This is a genomic window from Cyanobacterium sp. Dongsha4, from assembly GCF_036345015.1.
Taxonomy (GTDB): domain Bacteria; phylum Cyanobacteriota; class Cyanobacteriia; order Cyanobacteriales; family Cyanobacteriaceae; genus PCC-10605.
The window spans coordinates 3,786,108-3,807,456 of the sequence record NZ_CP084098.1 but is presented as its reverse complement, the minus strand read 5'-3'; the positions used below and the strand labels follow the sequence as shown (position 1 = coordinate 3,807,456).

Genomic DNA, 21,349 nt, shown 5'->3' with positions numbered 1-21,349 from the left:
TATTCTAACAATCATTAATTATTTATTATTAACTATTATTTCACTTTCTAGGGACTAAAATCTCGATCGCATTAAAACCATGAGCTTGAAGTAAAGATAATTGGCTATCTACTTCTTTTTTAGGAATACCGCCTAAAATATGGGCAGTGACATCATGAGGTTCTGGTGGCGGTGCATTGTCGGCATAACGGCGAATATTGCAATTATAATCATTCTGTGCCAACTCCTCCTTACTAACTACTGTGGCATAACCTGAAATAGAATTAAACTCCGTAAAAGTTGAGATAATCTTCTCGATATGCTCAGGTTTGAGATAATTTTGCGCTCTACCAGCATAATATTCCCCATCAGCATTGATAAATAATACCTTACCCCGACGCTCTGGGGATTTTGCCCCTGAATGACGCATTACTAAAATACAGGCAGGGATACCAGTACCATAAAATAAATTAGGTGGTAAACCAATAACCGCTTCTAAACAATCCTTTTCAATCAAACTTTTACGAATTTTTTGCTCATCACCTCCCCGAAATAATACCCCATGGGGCATAACAGTCGCCATAATTCCCTTTGGTTTTAACACCGATAACATATGTTGAGCGAACATTAAATCGGCTTTCTTACCCGTTTCTGGACACCAACCATGACTAAAACGCTCTTTAAATTTAATATCTTTTTTTGTGTAATTCTGAGAAAAAGGCGGATTACTCAAAACTCGATCGAACCGCATTAATTCATTACCATCTAAATGGAGAGGATTAGCTAGAGTATCATCATTGTGAATATTAGCATCCCTAATTCCATGTAAGAGCATATTAATTTTACAGATAGCCCAGACACCGCCATTATTATCCTGCCCTGCTAAAGCCAAATTACGAGAATCTCCACCGCATTCTTCTACATATTGCTTGGCTTGAATCAACATACCTCCCGAACCAATACAGGGGTCATATATTGACATACCTGCTTCGGGTTTTACTAAACGCACCATTAACTGCACCACATCACGGGGAGTATAAAATTCACCGCCTTTTTTTCCAGCGGAGTCAGCAAATTCAGCGATTAAATATTCATAAGCCGCCCCCAACAAATCAGGAAAGACAAAATCATCATTGCGTAAACGATACTTACTAAAATGCTGAATTAAATCCCTTAACTTACTATCTGACATTCGATTACTGCCCACCTGACGATTAAAATCGATATGTCCTAGTACACCATTTAAAGCCTCATTATTTTCTTCTAATGCACCCAGTGCTTTGTTTAAACCATCGGCAACATTTTTGTGTAACTCATCTCGAATATATTGCCATCGTGCCTTTTCAGGGATAAAAAAGGTTTCTATGTAACTGTTAGGTGATTCTGCTCGTTTTTGTGCTTCTTCTTCACTTCTTCCTTTCGCTATATTATCCTTAATAATATTTTCATACCTTTGATCAAATATATCTGAAGCCCTCTTTAAGAAAAGCATCCCGAAAATATATTCTTTAAATTCCGAAGCGTCCATTTTCCCCCGTAAAATATCCGCCGCACTAAATAAATGTCTTTCTAGTTGAGGTAAAGTTAATTTCGCCATTCTTAATTGTTTCTTGATTACTAATTACATTGGAGTAGAAAAAATCTGATACAACCATTATTCCTAATATAGTATGTTCTCTACTCTTTCTAAACAATTATTTCTCAATCCTGCTATTCGCATGATTTTCCATGATTTTACTTCCTCTCCCTGTCGTTCTAAGACTGCGATCGCCCATCTTATCCTTCAATCCTGAAACATCTCCACTGACTCGATAGTTTCTTGTAGATAAGTTTTTGTTAGAGGTAATTTATCCAATTTATGCTCTAAAAGTGCTTTTAATCTCGTCATAACACCCACTTTTCTCAAGGTAATTCTTTCTGGTTTATCCTTTTGTAAAATTTCTTGAACTGCCTTTTCTACCTGCATTTTTACTTCCTGATCTCTTTTACCCCAATCCACTCTCTTATTCACTGATACAGGTGGTTTTTGCAAAGACGGTGAATTGTTATTTAACCAGATGCGATCGCCTCTATACAATCTAGCATATAACGCAGGAGATAAATTTCTCAGTTCAGTCTTTGTTGCGTCAGGATACTGTTTTAGTAATTCTAACCAGTCTTGTCTATTTTGTGCCTTATCATCAACCTCTTTAGTATCATTGATTGGGGCAAACTTATTTGTTTCTGATTGCCATGAAGCATTTAAGCCCAACTTATCCACATAGCGATTAATGGTTCTTGTATTTACCTTTAATTCTCTAGCAACCGCCCTTAATCCCAAATTTTTATTCTCTACTAAATCTTGTAATTTTTTATGCCACTTGTCTCCATAGGTGATGATTCGATTCGGTTTATAACCCTCAGATTGATCTGATTCCGATACTGTTCGACTGTAAACCATTCCACAACTGCAAGTAAATGTTCCTAACGGCTTCTTATTTTCTAAGCAGTGACTTAACTCAACTTCTTCAATTACAGCTTGTAAGTAATGATCAACAGCCCCATTAAAACAAATCCAAGGAGGATTGCCAAAGGGTTTATATTCCGATGATGTTCGTTCAAAAAATTCTCGCACCGAACCACAAAGAAATCTCATCATCAAGATGTGACGTATAGGATGAAAGGATTTACGGTGTTTTCTAACTATACTGAATAACCAATTACTTTGGTCATCGAGATTAATATCAGAGTCTAAATAACTGAGAATGTCCTGTCCATAGTAAAACAAAAATTCATCAAACAATTTCATCTGATTAACTCTTTTGGATGCTGTGGCAATATTTCTCGACATCAACAAATTCATATATTGCTGATAATACCAGTCCAGGGGACGGGAAATTTGAGGATGATTGAACAGCCATTGAACATCGTGGGCTAAGTTCAATAGTATGTTCTGATTTTGTGGAGAGTATGGTGCGATCGAACCTTTAGAAATACAGTTATGATGACTCGCTACTTGATAATGATGTTGATTTAATTGTTGAAACAGTAGGGTGCTATTTTGTAATGGAATATTATGGGTTGGACAAACTAACACACAAGACAGTTGATGAATGCGATGCCAATAAAATTCCCCGTATTTTTCTTCATCCTCCTGTAAACATTGGCGACAAAAACAAGAAAAGATACTTATATTCTGTAGGCTTATGAGTATCATTATCTTTATACTGTCTTTTATGGAAAAAAATATCAATTTAAAAAAGTTCGGAGACCAAATTAGAAAGTATAGAAAAGAAAAAGGATTATCTCAAGAAAAGTTAGCTGAATTAACCCAACTTCATAGAACTTATATTGGAGGAATAGAGAGAGGTGAAAGAAATGTATCTTTATTAAATATTATTCGCATCGCAAAAGTATTAGAAATTCCACCTTATAAATTAATTGAAACAATTGAATGAATAATTCTCCCTATCAAAACTTAGACAAAGATTCTTGGATAGATAAAACAAAAGAACTAATTGAGGATCATCCTCTATCATTGGGAGAAATTGAAGATATAGCAGTAAGAGCTTGGAATATTCTCTGGCAAACAAAAATAGGAGATGAATTAACAAAGATTCCATTAAAAGATATAAAATTACCTGCAACCGTCATAGGTTATTTTTTTGAGAAATTATTTGCTTATATTCTTGCTGAACAATATCCTGATAAATGGTGTGGTGGTTCACACAAAGAAGATAAAGATTTAGTCTATATTGAAAATCCTTATTATTCTGTAGAAATTAAAACTTCAGGTCAGAAAAAAACTGATATTTTTGGAAATCGTAGTTATGGCAAAAAATCTCAGGATGAAGTTTTGGTCAAAAAAGAAAAATCAGGATATTATCTGACAATTAACTTTTATCAAGATACTTTAACATTAATTCGCTTTGGTTGGATTGATTTTGAGGATTGGCAATCTCAATCATCTGAATCAGGTCAAATGTCAAAATTAAAACAAGAAGTCTATCAAACTAAATTATTTGCAGTTTCTGGCAGTTATTTATTAAGATCCCCCTTGTATATTTTAGAAGGTATAGGAGACAAAAAAGAAAAAGAATTGAAAGAACAAGGAATTTTGAAAATCTCTGACTTATGGGTTATTGATGTATGTTTAGTTGAGATTGCTGAACAGTTAAATAGCAAATACTCCCGACTTTTAAATTTTTATTTTTATGAGTTACTAGAAAAACTTAAGCAACGTAAAAAAATTGTTGCAGATGAAAAAATATTATTTTTATTAAATAAACTATATATTTCCCAAGACAATTATTACAATAATAATAAACTTATTAACAAAGTATCTTGGTTTATTTTATAAACTTAAACAAGTTTGAACAGGTTGAGATAATTTTTGTTTAATTCTTGCTACCGCTATATCACAATAAGTTTTATTAATTTCAAAACCAATAAATTTACGATTTAGATTAATAGAGGCGATCGCTGTTGTACCTGAACCTAAAAAAGGATCTAAAATAACATCTTGGGGATTAGAACTAGCTTTAATAATTCTATCAATAACAGCTATGGGAAATTGTGCAGGATGTGGTGTTCTTTCGTTAGATGAACGATTTCTACCAGATGTTACTTTGGGAAATTGCCATACATCAGTCGGATTTTTACCCTTTGGATTAACTTTCAATTTACCATTCTTTTTTTGATTAGGATACTTAACATTAGGATCTCGAACATCATCTAAATTAAAAATATAATTTTCAGGATCTTTGGCGTACCATAAGAATTTTTCGTTCCTGGGAGAAAAAAAATTTTTACAAGCTACTCCAGCACCATAATTCCAAACAATTTCTTGAATTAAAAAAAAGGCAGTTTTATCCCATAAAAAATATGAAATGGGAATAGCTTTACCGATATTTTCTACACTTTGATAACCTAAATTTAGCCAGAAAGAGCCATTACTTGTGGTTAACCGATAAATTTCTTTTAACCAACTTTTACACCAATCTAAGTAATCAGATAAATCCATTTTTTTCTCATACTCTTTCCCTATATTGTAAGGAGGGCTAGTAACTGTTAAATCAATCATTTCGGGTGGAAGTTTTATCATTGAGGTGACACAATCTGCATTATAAATCAAACAATTTTCAGTCTGAAAGTATGGCTCACCTAAACTATCAATTATCTTATCAAACATAATTTAATATTTATTTGGTTTTACTATTGTAGATACTTATAGTATTCATTATAGAGAAAACAGCATATACTTGTCAATTATCATTTTCCAGATTGGTAGTTTCTGGAATAATCATTAAATATTCTGTGGGATGACTTTTTTCTGAGCTAATTTGTTTTTTTATCTCCTCAGACAAAACTAGAAATTGAGATGCGATCGGCACAAAAAGTAAAGCAAAAGCATATTCCAGCTTTTCTCGACACTGATTTTTCGCTCGAATTAAATCATGCTGAACAATAGCCCCTGGATATAAACGACTAACAATAGGAATATAACGATTTTGCTTAAGTTGTTGGGTTTTCTTCTCACATAATTCAGAAGCAAAGTTTTGGTAGAAATAAGAAGTCAGTGGTTTATAACTAAGGCTTAATTTGAGATTTCCCACTTGAACATCTACCGATTCAAAATAACTTTTTTTTAATGGTTGAACAGAACCATTGTACTGTAACAGAGTAGCCAAAATTGTTTGATGTAGATGTATTTGATTTTCTAAAGGTATGGATTTTCTTTGCAATCCTGTTAATTGAATAATACCTCGATCATCTAGTCGAAAAGATTGTTTCAATAGCCAATCTAAAACCTCTAAGTCTTCCCCTTGCCAATCAATGCTAATACTATCATTTGTCAAATTCCACCATATTCCCCCTAAACAATCGTGTGGTTGGGGAAATTCCGCTTCTAGTTGTTTTAATGTCATCCATAATCCTAATATTCCAGCCCTATGAATGATTGTTGTATCTGGGGCATGAATACTAAGGTTAATTTTTGCTTTATTCATTAATGATTTTTACATTGGTACAAATACTCCACATCCCATTTTATGCTTTCCGCCAATACCTTGTTCTTGAAGTAAAATCGAATTGTCTTCACTTAATTCACTGATTTCTACCCCGAAACCAATCAATGTTCTTCCTTTTATTTTCATGGTGCGGCGGATGGGTTTTCCTGATTTAGTGGTTAAATTGACCTTTGCTGAGATATTCAGACTTTCTAATTGACGCTCTACGGCTTTAATAAAGCCATTAGGTTCATCAAAACCTCTAATGATAACCAATCGTGCATAGAGGCGATCGCATCCTTCTAATTCGTGAGATTCTGGTAAGCCTAAACGAATCTTATCGGTATTGAGATTTAGTGTTTTTCCTGCTAAACGATAAATCAAAGGTACTTTATCAGTGGATAAACGCAAACATAATTGAGATTCGGGGGTTAAATAAAGATTTTGGGGAAATTCGGGCTTTCCAATAATGGGTAAAATACTTAAATCATCTATATCGTGAATAATAGGAAATTGGCGTGAGATGGCAGAATATAAAAGATAACCATGATCGAAGGGAATTTTATCGCCTACAATGGGGAAAATGATATTGATATAGTTGGAAATGATCGGTTTTTCATTACTCAGAGAGAGGAGATACTCAATGATTATCAAAAATATATTTACTTTATCACTTGTAACTATAAGTTTTTTTCTTAAAATAAATCCTACTATTGCTAATAATAATCCGATTTGGGAAGAAGAAAAAGACTGGATAACAGTCGTTAGAAATGATTATGAAGTCATCAAAATCAGAAAAGGTAGCATTAAACAACAGGGTAGATATAAAACAGCAACTTTTGCTACATTAAATACTGACCATGATGAACAAGGAAATTTCATAATGGATAAATACTATTTATCTTCTATAGGACAAGGTTATTTTGATTGTAATTATAGAAGTAATGAATCAAATCCTGCTAATGTGGATAGTGTTCAATTTAAAAATCTCAAAGTTTTTAGACGCTATAAAGATGGTTATCTTCAATCTTCTTTTTATACTGATGACGGGTCTTATTATTTGAGACATCAAGTAAGTCCTTTATATCATTATATTTGTCAAGACATAAATCCTAGCTATTTAAAGCCTGGAATGTCTATGTTTGAGGTTAAAGATTTGTTATATAAAGGTGGTTTTAAAATTATTGAACTGGAAGAAGCAGCAACCACAACTAACGGACCTCTATGTGATAACACTAAACCTTGTCAAGCTCATGGAAATAATGCCATAATTAGTATAGCTTTTTTCAATAAAAAAACAAGAATGTATGTTTATACAGGTCATTATGAAAACACATTATATACTGTAATAACTTCTGCACAAGATTTCTAATAAAGTTTTTACCTCAAACTGCATAAATCTTTCAAATGAATTGGATAAATATATAGAACTAAATAACCTTCTTTTTTATTCATTCAGTAAGGAAACTTTAAAATACAAATGAAATCAATATCTCAAAAATGTCAGAGCAAAAAATCCATTTGTAGTTGTAAAAGCAAAAAAAAAGATTTAAAAAATCATACCTTAGCAACTCTGGTTAATTGCTATCTTGAAGAATGTCAAAATTGCTATCAAGAGGAAGATAAATGGTGGGGAGACAAAAATATCTCTTGGTCAGAAGCCATTGAAAGAGCATGGCGATCGATAATGGAAAATGGTAAGATGCACGGTCATCAGTGCAATGTGGGCAAAAAGAAGCTAGAAGAAGGTTTGACAATTTGTAAAAGTAATCAAAGAAAATTTGACAGTTTTAATGACTTTCATGATGTTTATTGTTGGATCGAATCCATCACCAAAAAGACTGAAGGTATTGGTTCTCTTACTATCTATGATGTTGCCCGAAGATTAGGAGCATGGTTAGATGTACAACCGAAAATGGTTTATTTACACCGAGGGGCTCTAAAAGGGGCGAAAAAACTTTACATTAAAGGCGAGATAGTATCTTTAAATGATTTTCCACCAGAGATTCAAAAATTAGGGGCTACCCATGCGGAGAATTTTTTATGTATTTATAAGGATGAGATTGCTAAATTAGTCTCAGGCTAATTAATCGAGGGGCGATCTCTTTTTTTGTAGGGAAAGTGGAATCACAAAAATTATATATGTTCTGGTGGATTATAAGACCCTAAAAGTAATCCTCCAGATGTTTTTATATGAAAAAAGTAACTAGAAGAACCATCAATATATCCTTTTTGCCATTTACTTCTTATACCATTTTTTGTTCTTCTAACTAGACAATTTTGGCTCTGTTCATCAGTACAAAAAGCTTCGATAAATAATTGATTATTAAATCTTAAAGTTACCGAATAACCCAAATAACCATTTAATTGAGATTCATAAATTTGCACATTGCAAGTGGTTGTTTTTCCATCGGGCAATTTACATCTTCTGTTATCGGCAAAAGCAGAATTATTTGGAATAGTTAGAAACATCGTAAAAAATAATATAAAACTACTAAGACGGAATTTTACAAAATTGGAATATCCCATATTATTAATTAAGTGAATGACTTAAATGATTCATTGTTACTATTTTTATAGTATAACAATAGACAAATAAAAGAATCACTGGTAGTATTAATACAGAAATATTTATCTATTAATCATTCATTTAGATTCTAACGTCACTTTTATTTTATAGTCTAGTAGGTTTAATATTATGAGTAAATTATGCTCTTTTTGCATAGCTATAGCGTTAAATATCAGTTGCGTGGGAATATTGCTAGATTCGAGTCCTGTTAATGCCCAAACGCTCTATAATATTACTTATAACAAACATGGTAGAGTTTTAAATACATCTGAGGGTACATTTTATGTGGGTCGTTCTGGAGATGCTATCAGGAGCGTGTCTGGAAAAAAAATATACGGTTATTGGAAAGAATCTAACGGACTACTTTCTATTTACATTGGCGATAGAATTTATAACTTCAATCTCGGTGGTTCTTCTAACTCAGAACGCAGACGTTCTATTCCACCTGAGTGTTTACAATATCCGAATAGCTTTTATTGCAGAAATATCGAGCGGTAGGCTGTCCTTCTAGACTAATAAAAACTGCCTAAAGAAATTTCCATATATTTTTTATGAATTAATTTTCTGTTTTATTATGAGAAAAACTATTAATTTATTAATAATACTTTATGCTATTCTCGGAATAAAAATATTACCGAGTATAGCCGCTACTCATCACAGTTTTAAGGTAAATACTAGAGGATTGGCTACTGTGCCGATAAAACATATACCTGATAATAGTGGAGTAACAATATATAAAATAAAAAACAATCAAACTGTACTATCTAGCTTTCAAAGTGATTATCCAACAATGTATTATGATTCTAAGGGAAATATTTGGTGGGAAATATATTATGAATCTAACGGTACAACAGTAGAAGGCTATATAGAAGATAAATATTTATTAGGTAGCGATGGTACAATGAGTTGTGTGAATAACCAACGTCCAAGTAGTCAAACTCCTTCAGCTTGTTCTGGCGATTAATCTATAAAAAAAGTAAAAATACAGAAGGGATTTACAAAGAAAAGAGATACCATTTAACTTATTGCACTATTTTTATTAAATTTGCTTGACTGGTGTTTTATCTTTTATGAAACCTTCTAGCAGGATAATACATTAACGAGGATCAAGTGGACGAATAACAAAAATTCCTATCGCCTGTGGAACATTTTGTACATAACTTTGTAAATCTTTAGCAACAGTAACTTGCCCTGCTGGAGAAGCATGAATTAAACCAGTTTGATTATTTTGTCGGTAAATTAACCCCGTATGAGTGACATCTAAACCTTTTATTTTCGTAGTGATACCGATAATATCCCCTAATTTAAGTTGAGGATAAATAGATTTTATTTTATTGGTGGGAATATAACTTAAGTTTAATTTGTTTAAATCTGCTTCAACTTTTTTTATACATTGAAAATTAATTTCATTATTATTTAATTGAGGATATTTAGACCTATTCACTGTCATGAAATTAAGCTGTTTATCCAGTCGTATTCCTCCTAATGATTGAGTTAAATTCTTTACAAATCCTTTCTTTTCATTTTCTGCTATCCAATCAGAAAAATAGTGAAGGCGATCGCAATAAGTAACATTTTGGGTACGGTATCTTTGCTTTTGAATATTTGTAATAAAAGTAGAATAATTATAGTCTTGAACAGTAATTCCTTTCACTAAACCTAGTACAGTCTCGACAAATAAAACACAATCAAATTTAGTTAAAGAAATAAATAAACTTTCTTTGTTAGTTTGATCCAATAAACCAGCTTGATATTTTGCCCCCATAAATTCTTTAGCAACTGTTTGGAGAATGATCTCTATAGATTGTTCCTGCAGTTTGTTAGCTAGTGATAAATTCATAATTTGCTGAAACTTTTTTTCTTCGTATTCATTATTACCAATAGGCTTTTTTTCTGAGACTGTTTGAACTGGTAAAGTATTAATTATGGGACTACTTTCCGTTTTATTTTTAAAAGGATAAGCAATAAGAAAAAGAAAACATAGTAAAGAAATACAAATAGTTTTTGGCATATTTTAACAGAAAGTACATAACGAAAATTAAAATATTTTAAAGCTAAAATTTTATATATAGCTGTATTAAATCAGTTGTGAAATTTTAAAAAATATTTAGTGGGATAGCTAATTTTACGCAAATCGTTTATAATTGGGATATACCACTTAATTTTAAAATATACAACTTTATTCCCCTATCACAAAAGGGCGATCGCACCGCCCCAAGATTATTCTACCGTAACGGATTTAGCCAAATTACGAGGTTGATCTACGTCTAAACCGCGCATGGATGCAATGTAATAAGATAATAATTGCAAGGGTATGACTGCCAAGATAGGAGACAAGATTTCATCCACTTCAGGCACGAGTAAAGTATCTTGAAACATATCCTCATGATGGTTTTGGGGTAAAACACCGATTAAACGGGCATCTCTCGCTTTCGCTTCTTGGGCGTTGGAAATCACCTTCTCATATACACTTCCCCCCATGGCGATCGCAACTACGGGTACATGAGCATCTAAAAGTGCGATCGGACCATGTTTCATTTCACCAGCAGGATAGCCTTCAGCATGAATATAGCTAATTTCTTTGAGTTTTAACGCACCTTCTAAGGCAATGGGGAAATTGATACCTCTACCGAGGAAGATAAAATCTTTGGTATCAGGGAACTGATGGGCTAAATCTCTGATTTTTGGCTCTTCTGAGTGGATAATTTGCTCGATTTGGGTGGGTAATTGCAGTAAACCTTTTAATATTTCCTCCATTCTTTGCGGTGTAACTGTTTTTCTACGCCATGCTAAATCTAACGCAAGGATATAAAACGCAATCACTTGAGCCACAAAAGTTTTAGTTGCCGCTACTCCAATCTCGATACCTGCATAAGTATTGATTACTTGATCAACCATGCCCCCTAACGTACTTTCAGGACGATTTGTAATACCTAAAATACGAGCTTGATAAGTGCGATCGCAACTAGAACGTCTTTGACGCTCCATCTCAAGAGCCGCAATGGTATCCGCCGTTTCACCTGACTGGGTAACACCGATTGTAATTGTATTACGCATCATTGGAGAAGGGGCATAACGATATTCTGAAGCATATTGGACAAAAGTAGGAATTTGTGCGATTTGTTCTAATAAATATTTACCCACTAAACTTGCGTGCCAAGAAGTGCCACAAGCCACAATCTGGATATGTTCTAAATCTTCATAAATTTCAGGCTTGAGATTGAGGTTAATGGGGTTTTCTGAGTCACTGTTTTGGGAATGCCAGTCGGGATTAATATAGGCTTCTAAGCAGGTACGCACTACAGAGGGTTGCTCATGAATTTCCTTGAGCATAAAGTGGCGATAACCTTGTTTCTCAACGGTTACAGGACTCCAATCGAGGGTGCGAGGGTTTTTCCGTAAGCGTTTCCCTGTAAAATCGTAAATTTCGACTCCTAATGGTGTTAAACGGGCAATTTCCCCATTATCTAAGGATAAAACCGTGTTGGTATGATGCACAAGGGCGGTAACATCCGAGGCACAGAAAAATTCCCCTTGCCCAAATCCAATGGTTAAAGGTGCACTTTGACGGGCAACAATCAACTCATCGGGATAATCTGCACATAACACCCCAATGGCAAAAGCACCATCTAAACGAGTAACGGCTTTATTCACCGCATCCATAAAAGGATCATTGCTTTCAGGGTTATAATATTCAGCAATAAGATGAGGGATAACTTCTGTATCTGTATCCGAAACAAACTCATGCCCCTTACTAATTAATTCTTGCTTCAATTCTTGATAGTTTTCTACAATGCCATTTTGCACCACTGCGAATCTACCTTTATTATCTCGGTGGGGATGGGCGTTATATTCCTCGGGTTTACCATGAGTTGCCCATCTTGTATGCCCGATACCGATTTGAGAGATATTGGTTTCTTTTTCTAGTTTTGTGCGGAGGTTATATAGTTTTCCTTTTGCCCTAACAGAATGAATTTCCCCATCAACAATTGTTGCAACTCCCGCAGAATCATACCCTCTGTATTCCAATTTTTCTAAACCGCTCACCAAAATCTCGATCGCGCCTTGTGTTCCTATATAACCAACAATTCCACACATAACTTTAATCCCAATAATCTTAATTTTGATACATTATAAGCATAATTAAGCTAAGACGCATTGAACTTACATTTCCATTTTCTATTAATTTTGATTAATTGTTGACAAGGACTCAAACTCACTTTCTTTTCTTCGTTATTTTTCCGCCATCACTATTTTTAGTCAAGTGCAAACTAGCTTCTTTTAAAAATCTTGAACTCCTTGAGGATTAACGGCCCCTTCTGGATTCAAAAATAGATTCCCGGCACTGTCATTCTGATAAATACAGTCAATTTTGGGAGAACTTTCTAATGTACCAGTAAAACCAAAAGTATTCATTCTATTTTTACACTGTCTCACGTCATTATCACTGATTAAGCGTCTTTGCTCTAAAATAGACCAATTATTTCTTTTCAAAACGCATCCCGGACGCATATTAGGTTGAGTTACATACACATTAAAGGGATTGAGAGTGACAAATACCCTTAAATCAGAAACAATGGCACTTGCTCCAAATTGTACACAAATTTCAGGATTCGGGGCGCTGCGATCGATCACTTCCCTTGATGCTACATTTTGAGTGCTTATAGTTTGTCCAGAACTTAAGGCAATACCAACTCCTACTCCCAATATAAAGATACCTGCACAGATAGCGGCGAGAGTATAGTTAATATTTTCCAAAGGAGATGATTTTGTACTTTTACGGCTTGGGGGTTCAGAATAACGGGAATAGGAAGATTTTGGTCTGCGGTTCATACTTTGTATGTTCAAGTTTTATACTTCTAGTCATGATAACTTATTCCTTTTCGATTCTAAAACCATTACCAGTTATAAACTATTCGCCATTAGAGTTTGCGAAACAAATAAATATTAAAATCTAAAGTGATACAAAATTCAAAAGATGTATAAAATAAAGACTGTAAAAGTATTTTTTATTTATTATTAATTAGTTGTTGTCAAAAATTTAAGAGTAATGGAATGACCGCACAAGAACCACTAATAGAATTAAAAGGAGTTAGCAAGGCTTTCGGGAATAAAGTTATTCTCAAAGATGCCGATTTGAAAATTTACGAGGGAGATGCTTTAGTGGTAATTGGACCTAGTGGCACGGGCAAGTCAACCATCTTAAGATTAATTGCAGGTTTTATGCAACCCGATGCGGGGGAGATTTATGTCAAAGGGGAAAAGAGAGTCAGTTTAATTGATGACGGAGATTATCCTATTCATATAAGTATGGTTTTCCAACAAGCCGCTCTTTTTGACTCTTTAAGTGTAAGAGAAAATGTCGGCTTTTCCCTTTATCAACATTCTGACCTTGATTATGACTATATCAGTCAATTGGTCGATCGAGCCTTAGAAATGGTGGGTTTACCTCCTTCTACGGGAAATCTTTTTCCAGCAGAATTATCTGGGGGAATGCGTAAAAGAGTTAGTTTTGCGAGGGCTGTTATTTACAATCCGGAAAAACCCTTGGAAAGACCTGACGTGATCTTGTATGATGAACCTACCGCAGGATTAGATCCTATTGCTTCAACGGTGGTAGAAGATCTTGTGCGTACTCTTAAAAGTAGTGTTTGTGAATCTTGTGCCTATGTCATGGTTTCTCACCAAGAAAGTACAATTCGCAGAACAGGCGATCGCCTCGCTTTCCTATATGATGGTAAAATTCAATGGCAGGGTAATGTCAAGGACATTGATACTACCGATAATCCTTTAGTACGTCAGTTTTTTAGTGCTAACACACAAGGACCGATTAAAGTTATTAGTCAATAAATTGGGGGTTATTAATGATTCGTTCAAGGTTAATGAGAGAAGGTTCTGTGGGCTTGTTTTTATTGCTCGGTTTACTGGTTTTTGGGGGTATAGTTTTTTTCTTGAAAAAGGATCAATTACGGGGCAGTAATTATCAAATAAAATTGATGTTTGAGAACGCTGGAGGCTTAAGGGAAGGTGCAAGGGTCTTTTTTCGGGGAGTAGCGGTGGGGCGTGTCGCTTCGATTCAACCCACAAGTAATGGGGTGGAAGTGTGGACGGAAATTAATAATAAATTACCCATTCCCAGAGATGTAACTGTTTCTACTACTCGTTCTGGTTTATTGGGAGAGGTGAGTGTTAATATAATTCCTCAAGGGGTTTTAAGCAACGTAGGAGAAGATATTAATCCTTTAGGAAAAGAATGTGATCAAAAACAATTGATATTGTGTAATAACGAGAAGATACCTGCTCAAGCTAGTCCTGATTTAATTGAAAGTTTAGCTCGATTGGCTAATAGTTTTGATGATCAAACTTTTTTTGATAATCTGAATACTGCTGTTGATAATACCAATAAGGCTACAGAGCAGTTTATTGTTTTAACTAAAGAAGTTACAGGGGTTACTAACAGAATTCAAAAAGAAATGGATACCATCTCCAATACTTTTACCAGTATCGGAAGGACTGCTGATAGTTTATCCAACACTGCCAATACTTTGTCAAATACTGCTAATACTGCTACCACTCAAATTGAGAAATTAGGCTCTGAATATACCAATACAGCCATTCAAATTAATCTTTTAGCTTCTAATCTTAATGAAATTATTGCCGATAATAAAACTGATTTCCAAGATGCGATCGCATCATTGAGCAAAACTGCCGCCGATATTAGTCAGGTTGCTCAAACAACGAATAACCTAGTAGCAAAAATAGATGAAAAAGATGTACAAAAAATTACTCAAAACCTAGGCACAACCAGTGAAAATCTTGCCCAAATTAGTAGTGATTTAAAAACCATTGCTGATGAATTAAATAACCCAACAAATCTTGCTACCCTACAACAAACCCTTGACTCTGCTAGAGTTACCTTTGCCAATACCGCCAAAATTACATCAGATATAGATCAATTTACAGGAGATCCCCAATTTAGACGTAATTTAAAGAATTTAGTAGATGGTTTAAGTAATTTGGTTTCTTATACAGATTTATTAGAAAAACAAGTGGAATTAGCCATTTTATTAGAAGAATTAGACAAAGAAACCGCCAAAAGCAGTAAAGATAAATGGGGCATTACCTCCCAGAAACTCCCAAATACCATAGAAACAATGACAAAATAAACAGTTGTCTCACTATTTTTCATTTTTCATAGGCAATAAAAATTTTCCCATAGTTTAATTCTTTAAATAAATGAGATGCGTGCTGTGCAGTATGTCTTTAGCCACAATCATCAGAAATAATATATCATGACATATATTTGATGTGTAGTTAGGAAATGAATGCTGATAACTATTCGCATTGATCATTTTGCATTGGTAGATCATATAGAATTAGAGTTTGGTAAGGGGTTAAATGTTTTAACAGGGGAAACTGGTGCGGGGAAATCAATTATCCTCGATGCGATTGATGTGGTTTTGGGGGGAAAAGCTAATCAGAGGATGATTCGCACTGGAGCAAAAAAAGCTATTGTTGAAGCGACATTTTATTCATCCCCGTTATTAGAGGATTGGTTGGAGGCTCAAGAAATAGAATCTTTCCATGATGGTACAGTGATTTGTAGTCGAGAGTTGAGTATGAGTAAAGATAATTTTCGCTCTCGTTGTCGGATAAATGGAGTGGTAATTAATAAAACTGTAATTAATCAATTACGAGATCGACTTCTGGAAGTAACAGCCCAAGGAGAAACAGGGCAATTATTATCTGTCACGACTCAGAGAGATTTATTAGATGCTTATGGAGGAGAAAAATTAGGTAAACAAAGGCAATTAGTGTCTCAAGCCTTTGCTAAAACTCAAAAAGCCTTAGAAGCTCTTGAAACTCGTCGTCAGTGGGAGCAACAACGCCTTCAACGTCTTGATTTAATACAACATCAAATTAAAGAATTAAGTGCCGTACATTTGGAATCGGCTGATGAGTTGGAACAGTTGGAAATAGAGAGCGATCGCCTCACTCATGTAGTAGAACTGCAACAATTAAGTTATCAAGCCTATCAATTACTATATCAAAGTGAATCTGATGAAAATCAAGCTGTAGCGGATATTTTGGGTAAAGCTCAATCTATTATCGGAGATATGGTGAATTATGACAAAGAATTGGGAAGCATACTGGAAATGGTGCAAGAAGCCTTAAATCAGGTGGTGGAGGCAGGACAACAAATTTATAGTTATGGATCGAGTTTAGAGGCAGATCCAGAGCGATTAGAGGAGATAGAAGAAAGAATTAGGCTTTTAAAGCGTATTTGTCGTAAATATGGCTCAAATTTGGGGGATGTCATTGATTATTACCATAATTTACAAAAAGAGTTGACCGAATTAACGGATAATAGTCAGTCCATTGAGGAGTTAGAACAAAAATACCTTGCTAGTGAGCAAAAAATGCTCGATTTATGTGCCAAATTAACCGATTTGAGGACGAAGGCTTCAAAAAACCTAGAAACCCAATTAACCCAAGAATTGAAGCCCCTAGGCATGGCAAAAGTACAGTTTCAATGTCGGGTGACACCTATTAATCCTAACTATTGGGGAGCTGATCAAGTTGAATTCTATTTTAGTCCTAATCCGGGGGAAGATTTACAACCCCTAGCTATGACTGCTTCGGGAGGGGAAATGAGTCGTTTTCTCTTGGCTTTAAAATCTTGCTTTTCTGAGGCTCAAAGAGATGATAAAACCCTAATTTTTGATGAAATTGATACGGGGGTTTCGGGGAAAGTTGCACAAGCTATAGCTGATAAGTTGCATAAATTAAGTCATCATCATCAGGTGTTATGTGTCACCCATCAACCCTTAGTAGCGGCTATGGCGGATCATCATTTTCGAGTGGAAAAACAGTTGCAAGAATCGTCTGAGGGTAAGGATTTAAGAACTATTGTACAGGTACGACATTTAGAAGAGGAAATCCATCGCCGTGATGAATTGGCGGAGTTAACGGGAGGACATTCGGCGGAAGATGCGATCGCATTTGCTGATTCTTTGCTAGAAATGGCACAAACCAGAAAAGAGCAAATACTGTTATCACCAAGCAATTAAGAATGACTCTAACCCTATTCACAAAGACGGGTGGGAAGTAAAACGGTGTTGCGTCTAAACTCAGCTAGATATTGTTCTAAAGCCACTAACTGAGATAAGTTAAGACTATAGTAAGTCCATTTTCCCTGTTGACGGCTATTAACTAAATTTGCTTCTCGTAAAGTTTTTAAGTGAAAAGATAATTTAGATTGACTAATATCCAAAACTTCGGAAATTTCACACACACATAACTCTCTAGTGCGTAATAATTCTAACACTTGAATTCTAATGGTATCGGATAAAGCACGGAAACCCGACATTACTTCTTTTTGTGACTCAATTGTTACAGATGACAATGGTTGTTTTCTCCTAATTCGATCATAATTAGTGCTACACCTAACACTTTAGTTACTGTTTATGGGGTGGAAATAATCCACCAAACTAATCAAAATTCAAAAATTTGTTTAATGGGATTTCAAAGCAAATATTTTCTCGATGACATCTTCTACCACCTTATCAGGAGTGGACGCACCAGAAGTTATTCCCACAATAATTTTTCCCTCTGGTAGCCAGTTTTCCTGAATCTCTAAGTCTTTGTCTAAGGGTTTATGTTCTATCTTATTACCTTCTAAGATGCGATCGCAACTATCGATATGATAAGAAGGAATCTGGTTTTCTATGGCAATTTCTTGAAGATGAGTAGTATTAGAAGAATTGAAGCCACCAATAACCACCATTAAATCGAGTTTTTCTTCTACCAAATCTAACATTGCATCTTGTCTTTCCTGAGTGGCATCACAAATGGTATTAAAGCTCATGAAATGCTCATTTAATTCGGCAGGATTATATTTTTTAATCATTGTTTGTTCAAACAACTTACCAATGGCTTCTGTCTCACTTTTTAACATGGTAGTTTGATTAGCAATACCAACTCTAACTAAATCCACATCGGGATCAAATCCTTCAGAATAGGCATTTTTAAACTTATTCAAGAATTCGAGTTTATCCCCTCCATTAAGAATATAATTACAAACATATTGGGCTTCTTTCATATTTAAAACCACTAAATAAGTACCCGCAAAAGAACTGGTAGCAACGGTTTCCTCATGTTTATATTTACCGTGAATAATTGAGGTATATTCTTTTTTCTTGTGTTTTTCCACCGAATTCCAAACCTTAGACACCCAAGGGCAGGTTGTGTCAACAATGGTACATCCTTTATCATTTAATAGTTGCATTTCACTGACACTTGCACCAAAAGCAGGTAAAATAACCACTTCTTTGGGGTTGACAACAGAGAAATCTTTAACACCACTATCAACAGGAATAAAATCTACATTCATCTCCCTTAAACGTTTATTTACTGAGGGGTTATGGATAATTTCATTGGTAATCCAGATTTTTTCTGTAGGGAAATGAGTACGAGTTTCATACGCCATAGCTACTGCTCTTTCTACCCCCCAACAAAAACCAAAGGCTTCTGCTAAACGAATAGTTACATTTCCTTGGGTAATTTGATAATTATTTTGACGGATAGTTTGAATTAAATTACTTTGATATTCTTGATTGAGAGTTAAGGTAACTTCTTCTTGATGTCCAAATCCCTTACGATGGTAATTATCGGATTGTTGTAGAGTACGTTTAAATGTTTTAGTATCCATAGATATTATAGAAATTAAGCAATAGTCTTATTTTGGCTACTTCCTAGAATATCTTAATCAACAAACTTATTGCATCTATAAAATATTTATCTCAATATTTTTCACTACCGATTATGCAACGCAATCTAATGAGGATTCGTTAATTAAGTTAGAATTGTTAGGTTTAAAAGATTAAATCCGTGATGAATTTCTTGAGAAGAATAATATCATCTAACTCAATGGTTTTCTCATCTATCCATTTATTGTCTTGTAAGGAAACTTGTATTGCTTTTCCTGGTTTTAAAATACTACTAATACTGGATATAATTGCTTTATTTTTACCTGCTAATTTCTTAAATTCTTTTAGTTCTTTTACCGTTAATTTAGTTTGATCAAATCCTTCAATATATTCTGTTGCTGATTCTAGTAAATCAGGATAATTAATTTTGGCACATTCCATTAAAATAGATTCTAAAGTACCTTGATTTTGATTATCGGGTAAAATAAAAACACCAAATCGAGGATTACTCATATTAACTTCCCCTAGTTGTAAAGATGTAAAATTAATCATTTTTATTTTTTTTGACAATTCTTGGATTAAATCTTTAAATCTTTTTTGCGGTTTGTCTTTTGTATCAGCATCTAAAATTAAACCAATACTAAACAATTTTGATGTCTCAATCACACTTAAACTTTCCTCTAATGTCTTGACAATATTATTAATTCCAGTGGCATTATGTAAAGCAATAGAACACTGCTCATTTTGAATGAATGAAGGTACAGGCATACGTTTTAATAAATCATCATTCATGGGAAATGTTTTTGGTATTAATTCATCCCAAAACGGATTAACTAGCGAACGTTTTTTGATTCTGGATAGGTTAAATAATTCTTTAATTATTTTTGTTAAAAATTCTATATCATGTATTCCTTCAGCAACAATGTAACAATATTTCATTTTTCTATCGAATATCTAACCCTCTATTTAAACGTAACCTTGTTAATAAATCTCCTGAAAATCTTTTGACAGAATTATCAGTATTATTAAGTTGAAATGCAACAATATTATCTACAGAATTATCGCAACTAATCATTGCATCTACAGCTTCGATACTATGAGTTGTCACAATCAATTGTATATTTTGTTGTAAACAACTTTTTACTAACCAAGAAAAAATTTTATTTAAAGCGGATACGTGAATAGAAGTTTCAATTTCATCAATTAATAGTATGCCATTTTTAGCAGATTGCAACGCTAAAGCCATAGTAATGGTTTTTTTTATGCCGTCTCCAAAAATATCTAAAGGGGGTAATCCTAATTTTTCGTGTTTAATATAGAGATTCCCAAAATGTTTGGGGGTAAGAATCATTATGTCTATAATTTGCTCATCAAATAGTCTGATTAAATTTAATACCTCATCTTTATTTTTTTGATCTTCTAAAATGAGTCTTGATAAGACGATTGAAACAGAATTAGAATAAGCGGGAGAGACTATATTAGTATTAATAAATTCTTGTTTTCTTTTTTTAGAAATAAAACGTTCGTTTTCCCAAAACTGGAATTTTTCTTTAATTTCTTGATTTTTAATTAAATTATCTTCTTCAAGATATTTGGTTTGAATGTTTAATTCTAGTCCTTGAGATTCTATGTCTCCATCAATGTCCGCTATATTTTCTTCTATTTCAGCATCTTCACTATCATTTTCTATTTCATTATCTTGAACTTCACTAACTTTTATTCCTGAAATTTTCTCAATTTTTGCGTTTAATTCTTTAATAGAAGTGTTACCATTAGCTTTAATGATTAATTTTTGATAAGATTCTTCTTGATTAGATGATGTTTCCTGTTTTTGAAAAATCCATTGAATTGATTCTAAATCAGGTCGATAACGTAAAGCCCTAGCAGAATAAAAACTGCGTTTTGAAATTTCAAACCAGCGAACAGGATCAAGTGGATTGCAAAAAAGTGCTATAGCTTCAAGAATACTTGTTTTACCTGAATTGTTATTTCCAACGATAATATTAATATTACCCATATCGGATAAATTAATTTCTCGAAAACCACGAAAACCAGAAATTGTTAGATCTTCTAATATTTGACTCATTTATAACAGGTAAATAATA

At 33.8% G+C, this 21,349-nt stretch carries 23 protein-coding genes; 10 read left to right on the top strand and 13 right to left on the bottom strand.

Features of this window, described 5'->3' with window-relative positions; genetic code table 11:
• Positions 1-40 precede the first annotated feature (40 nt).
• A complete protein-coding gene (locus Dongsha4_RS16500; protein ID WP_330203388.1) occupies positions 41-1,576 on the bottom strand; it encodes a class I SAM-dependent DNA methyltransferase in 1,536 nt (511 codons plus the stop codon).
• A 73-nt stretch (positions 1,577-1,649) separates the two neighbouring features.
• On the opposite strand from Dongsha4_RS16500, the gene Dongsha4_RS16495 reads away from it, so the two are divergent.
• A complete protein-coding gene (locus Dongsha4_RS16495) occupies positions 1,650-1,772 on the top strand; it encodes a hypothetical protein (RefSeq protein WP_330203387.1) in 123 nt (40 codons plus the stop codon).
• On the opposite strand, the gene Dongsha4_RS16490 is transcribed toward Dongsha4_RS16495, so the two are convergent.
• Positions 1,763-3,175, bottom strand: a complete 1,413-nt coding sequence (locus tag Dongsha4_RS16490) for a TnsD family Tn7-like transposition protein (protein ID WP_330203386.1) — start codon at positions 3,173-3,175, stop codon at positions 1,763-1,765. The genes Dongsha4_RS16495 and Dongsha4_RS16490 overlap by 10 nt on opposite strands.
• Positions 3,176-3,194: 19 nt before the next feature.
• Between Dongsha4_RS16490 and Dongsha4_RS16485 the strand changes: the two genes are divergently transcribed.
• Both Dongsha4_RS16485 and Dongsha4_RS16480 read left to right on the top strand, forming a co-directional pair.
• Positions 3,195-3,416: a helix-turn-helix transcriptional regulator gene (locus Dongsha4_RS16485; protein ID WP_330203385.1), complete on the top strand. Its 222-nt coding sequence runs from the start codon at positions 3,195-3,197 to the stop codon at positions 3,414-3,416.
• Positions 3,413-4,318, top strand: a complete 906-nt coding sequence (locus Dongsha4_RS16480; protein WP_330203384.1) for a ScaI family restriction endonuclease — start codon at positions 3,413-3,415, stop codon at positions 4,316-4,318. The genes Dongsha4_RS16485 and Dongsha4_RS16480 overlap by 4 nt, the downstream gene beginning before the upstream one ends.
• Here Dongsha4_RS16480 and Dongsha4_RS16475 read toward each other — a convergent pair.
• The 3 genes from Dongsha4_RS16475 to cas6 all read right to left on the bottom strand — a co-directional run bounded on the left by Dongsha4_RS16475 (position 4,313) and on the right by cas6 (position 6,620).
• The gene (locus Dongsha4_RS16475) at positions 4,313-5,149 is read right to left on the bottom strand and encodes a site-specific DNA-methyltransferase (protein WP_330203383.1); all 837 of its coding nucleotides are present in this window, start codon (positions 5,147-5,149) and stop codon (positions 4,313-4,315) included. The genes Dongsha4_RS16480 and Dongsha4_RS16475 overlap by 6 nt on opposite strands.
• 73 nt (positions 5,150-5,222) lie before the next feature.
• A complete protein-coding gene (gene cas8a1 / locus Dongsha4_RS16470; RefSeq protein WP_330203382.1) occupies positions 5,223-5,966 on the bottom strand; it encodes a type I-MYXAN CRISPR-associated Cas8a1/Cmx1 in 744 nt (247 codons plus the stop codon).
• 9 nt (positions 5,967-5,975) lie between these two features.
• On the bottom strand, positions 5,976-6,620 hold the full coding sequence (gene cas6 / locus Dongsha4_RS16465; protein ID WP_330203381.1) for a type I-MYXAN CRISPR-associated protein Cas6/Cmx6: 645 nt from the start codon (positions 6,618-6,620) through the stop codon (positions 5,976-5,978).
• Here cas6 and Dongsha4_RS16460 point away from each other — a divergent pair.
• Positions 6,610-7,338 carry a hypothetical protein gene (locus Dongsha4_RS16460; protein WP_330203380.1) on the top strand — a complete coding sequence of 243 codons (729 nt, stop codon included), beginning with the start codon at positions 6,610-6,612 and terminating at the stop codon, positions 7,336-7,338. The two genes, cas6 and Dongsha4_RS16460, sit on opposite strands and share 11 nt — an antisense overlap.
• A gap of 108 nt (positions 7,339-7,446) precedes the next feature.
• Entirely contained in the window at positions 7,447-8,052 is a 606-nt protein-coding gene (locus Dongsha4_RS16455; protein WP_330203379.1) for a hypothetical protein, read from the top strand.
• A gap of 50 nt (positions 8,053-8,102) precedes the next feature.
• Here Dongsha4_RS16455 and Dongsha4_RS16450 read toward each other — a convergent pair whose 3' ends face one another.
• Positions 8,103-8,495 carry a hypothetical protein gene (locus Dongsha4_RS16450; protein ID WP_330203378.1) on the bottom strand — a complete coding sequence of 131 codons (393 nt, stop codon included), beginning with the start codon at positions 8,493-8,495 and terminating at the stop codon, positions 8,103-8,105.
• A gap of 169 nt (positions 8,496-8,664) precedes the next feature.
• Here Dongsha4_RS16450 and Dongsha4_RS16445 point away from each other — a divergent pair, with 169 nt between their 5' ends.
• Both Dongsha4_RS16445 and Dongsha4_RS16440 read left to right on the top strand, forming a co-directional pair.
• Complete coding sequence (locus tag Dongsha4_RS16445) at positions 8,665-9,033, top strand: hypothetical protein (protein WP_330203377.1); 369 nt, start codon at positions 8,665-8,667, stop codon at positions 9,031-9,033.
• Positions 9,034-9,109: 76 nt separating this feature from the next.
• Entirely contained in the window at positions 9,110-9,499 is a 390-nt protein-coding gene (locus Dongsha4_RS16440) for a hypothetical protein (protein ID WP_330203376.1), read from the top strand.
• A gap of 132 nt (positions 9,500-9,631) precedes the next feature.
• Here Dongsha4_RS16440 and Dongsha4_RS16435 read toward each other — a convergent pair whose 3' ends face one another.
• The 3 genes from Dongsha4_RS16435 to Dongsha4_RS16425 form a co-directional block, all read right to left on the bottom strand.
• Positions 9,632-10,546: an N-acetylmuramoyl-L-alanine amidase-like domain-containing protein gene (locus Dongsha4_RS16435; protein WP_330203375.1), complete on the bottom strand. Its 915-nt coding sequence runs from the start codon at positions 10,544-10,546 to the stop codon at positions 9,632-9,634.
• Between the two features lie 209 nt (positions 10,547-10,755).
• Positions 10,756-12,633 (bottom strand): glutamine--fructose-6-phosphate transaminase (isomerizing), encoded by a 1,878-nt coding sequence (gene glmS / locus Dongsha4_RS16430; RefSeq protein ID WP_330203374.1) that lies wholly within the window; start codon positions 12,631-12,633, stop codon positions 10,756-10,758.
• Between the two features lie 183 nt (positions 12,634-12,816).
• Entirely contained in the window at positions 12,817-13,368 is a 552-nt protein-coding gene (locus tag Dongsha4_RS16425) for a DUF3172 domain-containing protein (RefSeq protein WP_330203373.1), read from the bottom strand.
• A gap of 222 nt (positions 13,369-13,590) precedes the next feature.
• Between Dongsha4_RS16425 and Dongsha4_RS16420 the strand changes: the two genes are divergently transcribed.
• From Dongsha4_RS16420 to recN, 3 genes are all read left to right on the top strand, one after another.
• The gene (locus Dongsha4_RS16420; RefSeq protein ID WP_330203372.1) at positions 13,591-14,385 is read left to right on the top strand and encodes an ABC transporter ATP-binding protein; all 795 of its coding nucleotides are present in this window, start codon (positions 13,591-13,593) and stop codon (positions 14,383-14,385) included.
• A 14-nt stretch (positions 14,386-14,399) separates the two neighbouring features.
• Complete coding sequence (locus Dongsha4_RS16415) at positions 14,400-15,701, top strand: MlaD family protein (RefSeq protein ID WP_330203371.1); 1,302 nt, start codon at positions 14,400-14,402, stop codon at positions 15,699-15,701.
• 159 nt (positions 15,702-15,860) lie between these two features.
• Positions 15,861-17,606: a DNA repair protein RecN gene (gene recN / locus Dongsha4_RS16410; RefSeq protein ID WP_330203370.1), complete on the top strand. Its 1,746-nt coding sequence runs from the start codon at positions 15,861-15,863 to the stop codon at positions 17,604-17,606.
• Positions 17,607-17,620: 14 nt separating this feature from the next.
• Here recN and Dongsha4_RS16405 read toward each other — a convergent pair whose 3' ends face one another.
• From Dongsha4_RS16405 to Dongsha4_RS16390, 4 genes are all read right to left on the bottom strand, one after another.
• On the bottom strand, positions 17,621-17,905 hold the full coding sequence (locus tag Dongsha4_RS16405) for a metalloregulator ArsR/SmtB family transcription factor (RefSeq protein WP_330205463.1): 285 nt from the start codon (positions 17,903-17,905) through the stop codon (positions 17,621-17,623).
• Positions 17,906-18,049: 144 nt separating this feature from the next.
• Positions 18,050-19,246, bottom strand: a complete 1,197-nt coding sequence (locus Dongsha4_RS16400; protein WP_330203369.1) for a 4-hydroxy-3-methylbut-2-enyl diphosphate reductase — start codon at positions 19,244-19,246, stop codon at positions 18,050-18,052.
• 163 nt (positions 19,247-19,409) lie between these two features.
• Positions 19,410-20,183 carry a DUF3226 domain-containing protein gene (locus Dongsha4_RS16395; protein ID WP_330203368.1) on the bottom strand — a complete coding sequence of 258 codons (774 nt, stop codon included), beginning with the start codon at positions 20,181-20,183 and terminating at the stop codon, positions 19,410-19,412.
• 4 nt (positions 20,184-20,187) lie between these two features.
• The gene (locus Dongsha4_RS16390; protein ID WP_330203367.1) at positions 20,188-21,330 is read right to left on the bottom strand and encodes an ATP-binding protein; all 1,143 of its coding nucleotides are present in this window, start codon (positions 21,328-21,330) and stop codon (positions 20,188-20,190) included.
• Positions 21,331-21,349 lie beyond the last annotated feature (19 nt).

Excerpts from the sequence above, each read along its gene's own strand:
- Dongsha4_RS16500 (WP_330203388.1), bottom strand. The coding sequence starts at position 1,576 with ATGGCGAAATTAACTTTACCTCAACTAGAAAGACATTTATTTAGTGCG.
- Dongsha4_RS16495 (WP_330203387.1), top strand. The coding sequence starts at position 1,650 with ATGTTCTCTACTCTTTCTAAACAATTATTTCTCAATCCTGCTATTCGC.
- Dongsha4_RS16490 (WP_330203386.1), bottom strand. The coding sequence starts at position 3,175 with ATGATACTCATAAGCCTACAGAATATAAGTATCTTTTCTTGTTTTTGT.
- Dongsha4_RS16485 (WP_330203385.1), top strand. The coding sequence starts at position 3,195 with ATGGAAAAAAATATCAATTTAAAAAAGTTCGGAGACCAAATTAGAAAG.
- Dongsha4_RS16480 (WP_330203384.1), top strand. The coding sequence starts at position 3,413 with ATGAATAATTCTCCCTATCAAAACTTAGACAAAGATTCTTGGATAGAT.
- Dongsha4_RS16475 (WP_330203383.1), bottom strand. The coding sequence starts at position 5,149 with ATGTTTGATAAGATAATTGATAGTTTAGGTGAGCCATACTTTCAGACT.
- cas8a1 (WP_330203382.1), bottom strand. The coding sequence starts at position 5,966 with ATGAATAAAGCAAAAATTAACCTTAGTATTCATGCCCCAGATACAACA.
- Dongsha4_RS16460 (WP_330203380.1), top strand. The coding sequence starts at position 6,610 with ATGATTATCAAAAATATATTTACTTTATCACTTGTAACTATAAGTTTT.
- Dongsha4_RS16455 (WP_330203379.1), top strand. The coding sequence starts at position 7,447 with ATGAAATCAATATCTCAAAAATGTCAGAGCAAAAAATCCATTTGTAGT.
- Dongsha4_RS16450 (WP_330203378.1), bottom strand. The coding sequence starts at position 8,495 with ATGGGATATTCCAATTTTGTAAAATTCCGTCTTAGTAGTTTTATATTA.
- Dongsha4_RS16445 (WP_330203377.1), top strand. The coding sequence starts at position 8,665 with ATGAGTAAATTATGCTCTTTTTGCATAGCTATAGCGTTAAATATCAGT.
- Dongsha4_RS16440 (WP_330203376.1), top strand. The coding sequence starts at position 9,110 with ATGAGAAAAACTATTAATTTATTAATAATACTTTATGCTATTCTCGGA.
- Dongsha4_RS16435 (WP_330203375.1), bottom strand. The coding sequence starts at position 10,546 with ATGCCAAAAACTATTTGTATTTCTTTACTATGTTTTCTTTTTCTTATT.
- glmS (WP_330203374.1), bottom strand. The coding sequence starts at position 12,633 with ATGTGTGGAATTGTTGGTTATATAGGAACACAAGGCGCGATCGAGATT.
- Dongsha4_RS16425 (WP_330203373.1), bottom strand. The coding sequence starts at position 13,368 with ATGAACCGCAGACCAAAATCTTCCTATTCCCGTTATTCTGAACCCCCA.
- Dongsha4_RS16420 (WP_330203372.1), top strand. The coding sequence starts at position 13,591 with ATGACCGCACAAGAACCACTAATAGAATTAAAAGGAGTTAGCAAGGCT.
- Dongsha4_RS16415 (WP_330203371.1), top strand. The coding sequence starts at position 14,400 with ATGATTCGTTCAAGGTTAATGAGAGAAGGTTCTGTGGGCTTGTTTTTA.
- recN (WP_330203370.1), top strand. The coding sequence starts at position 15,861 with ATGCTGATAACTATTCGCATTGATCATTTTGCATTGGTAGATCATATA.
- Dongsha4_RS16405 (WP_330205463.1), bottom strand. The coding sequence starts at position 17,905 with ATGTCGGGTTTCCGTGCTTTATCCGATACCATTAGAATTCAAGTGTTA.
- Dongsha4_RS16400 (WP_330203369.1), bottom strand. The coding sequence starts at position 19,246 with ATGGATACTAAAACATTTAAACGTACTCTACAACAATCCGATAATTAC.
- Dongsha4_RS16395 (WP_330203368.1), bottom strand. The coding sequence starts at position 20,183 with ATGAAATATTGTTACATTGTTGCTGAAGGAATACATGATATAGAATTT.
- Dongsha4_RS16390 (WP_330203367.1), bottom strand. The coding sequence starts at position 21,330 with ATGAGTCAAATATTAGAAGATCTAACAATTTCTGGTTTTCGTGGTTTT.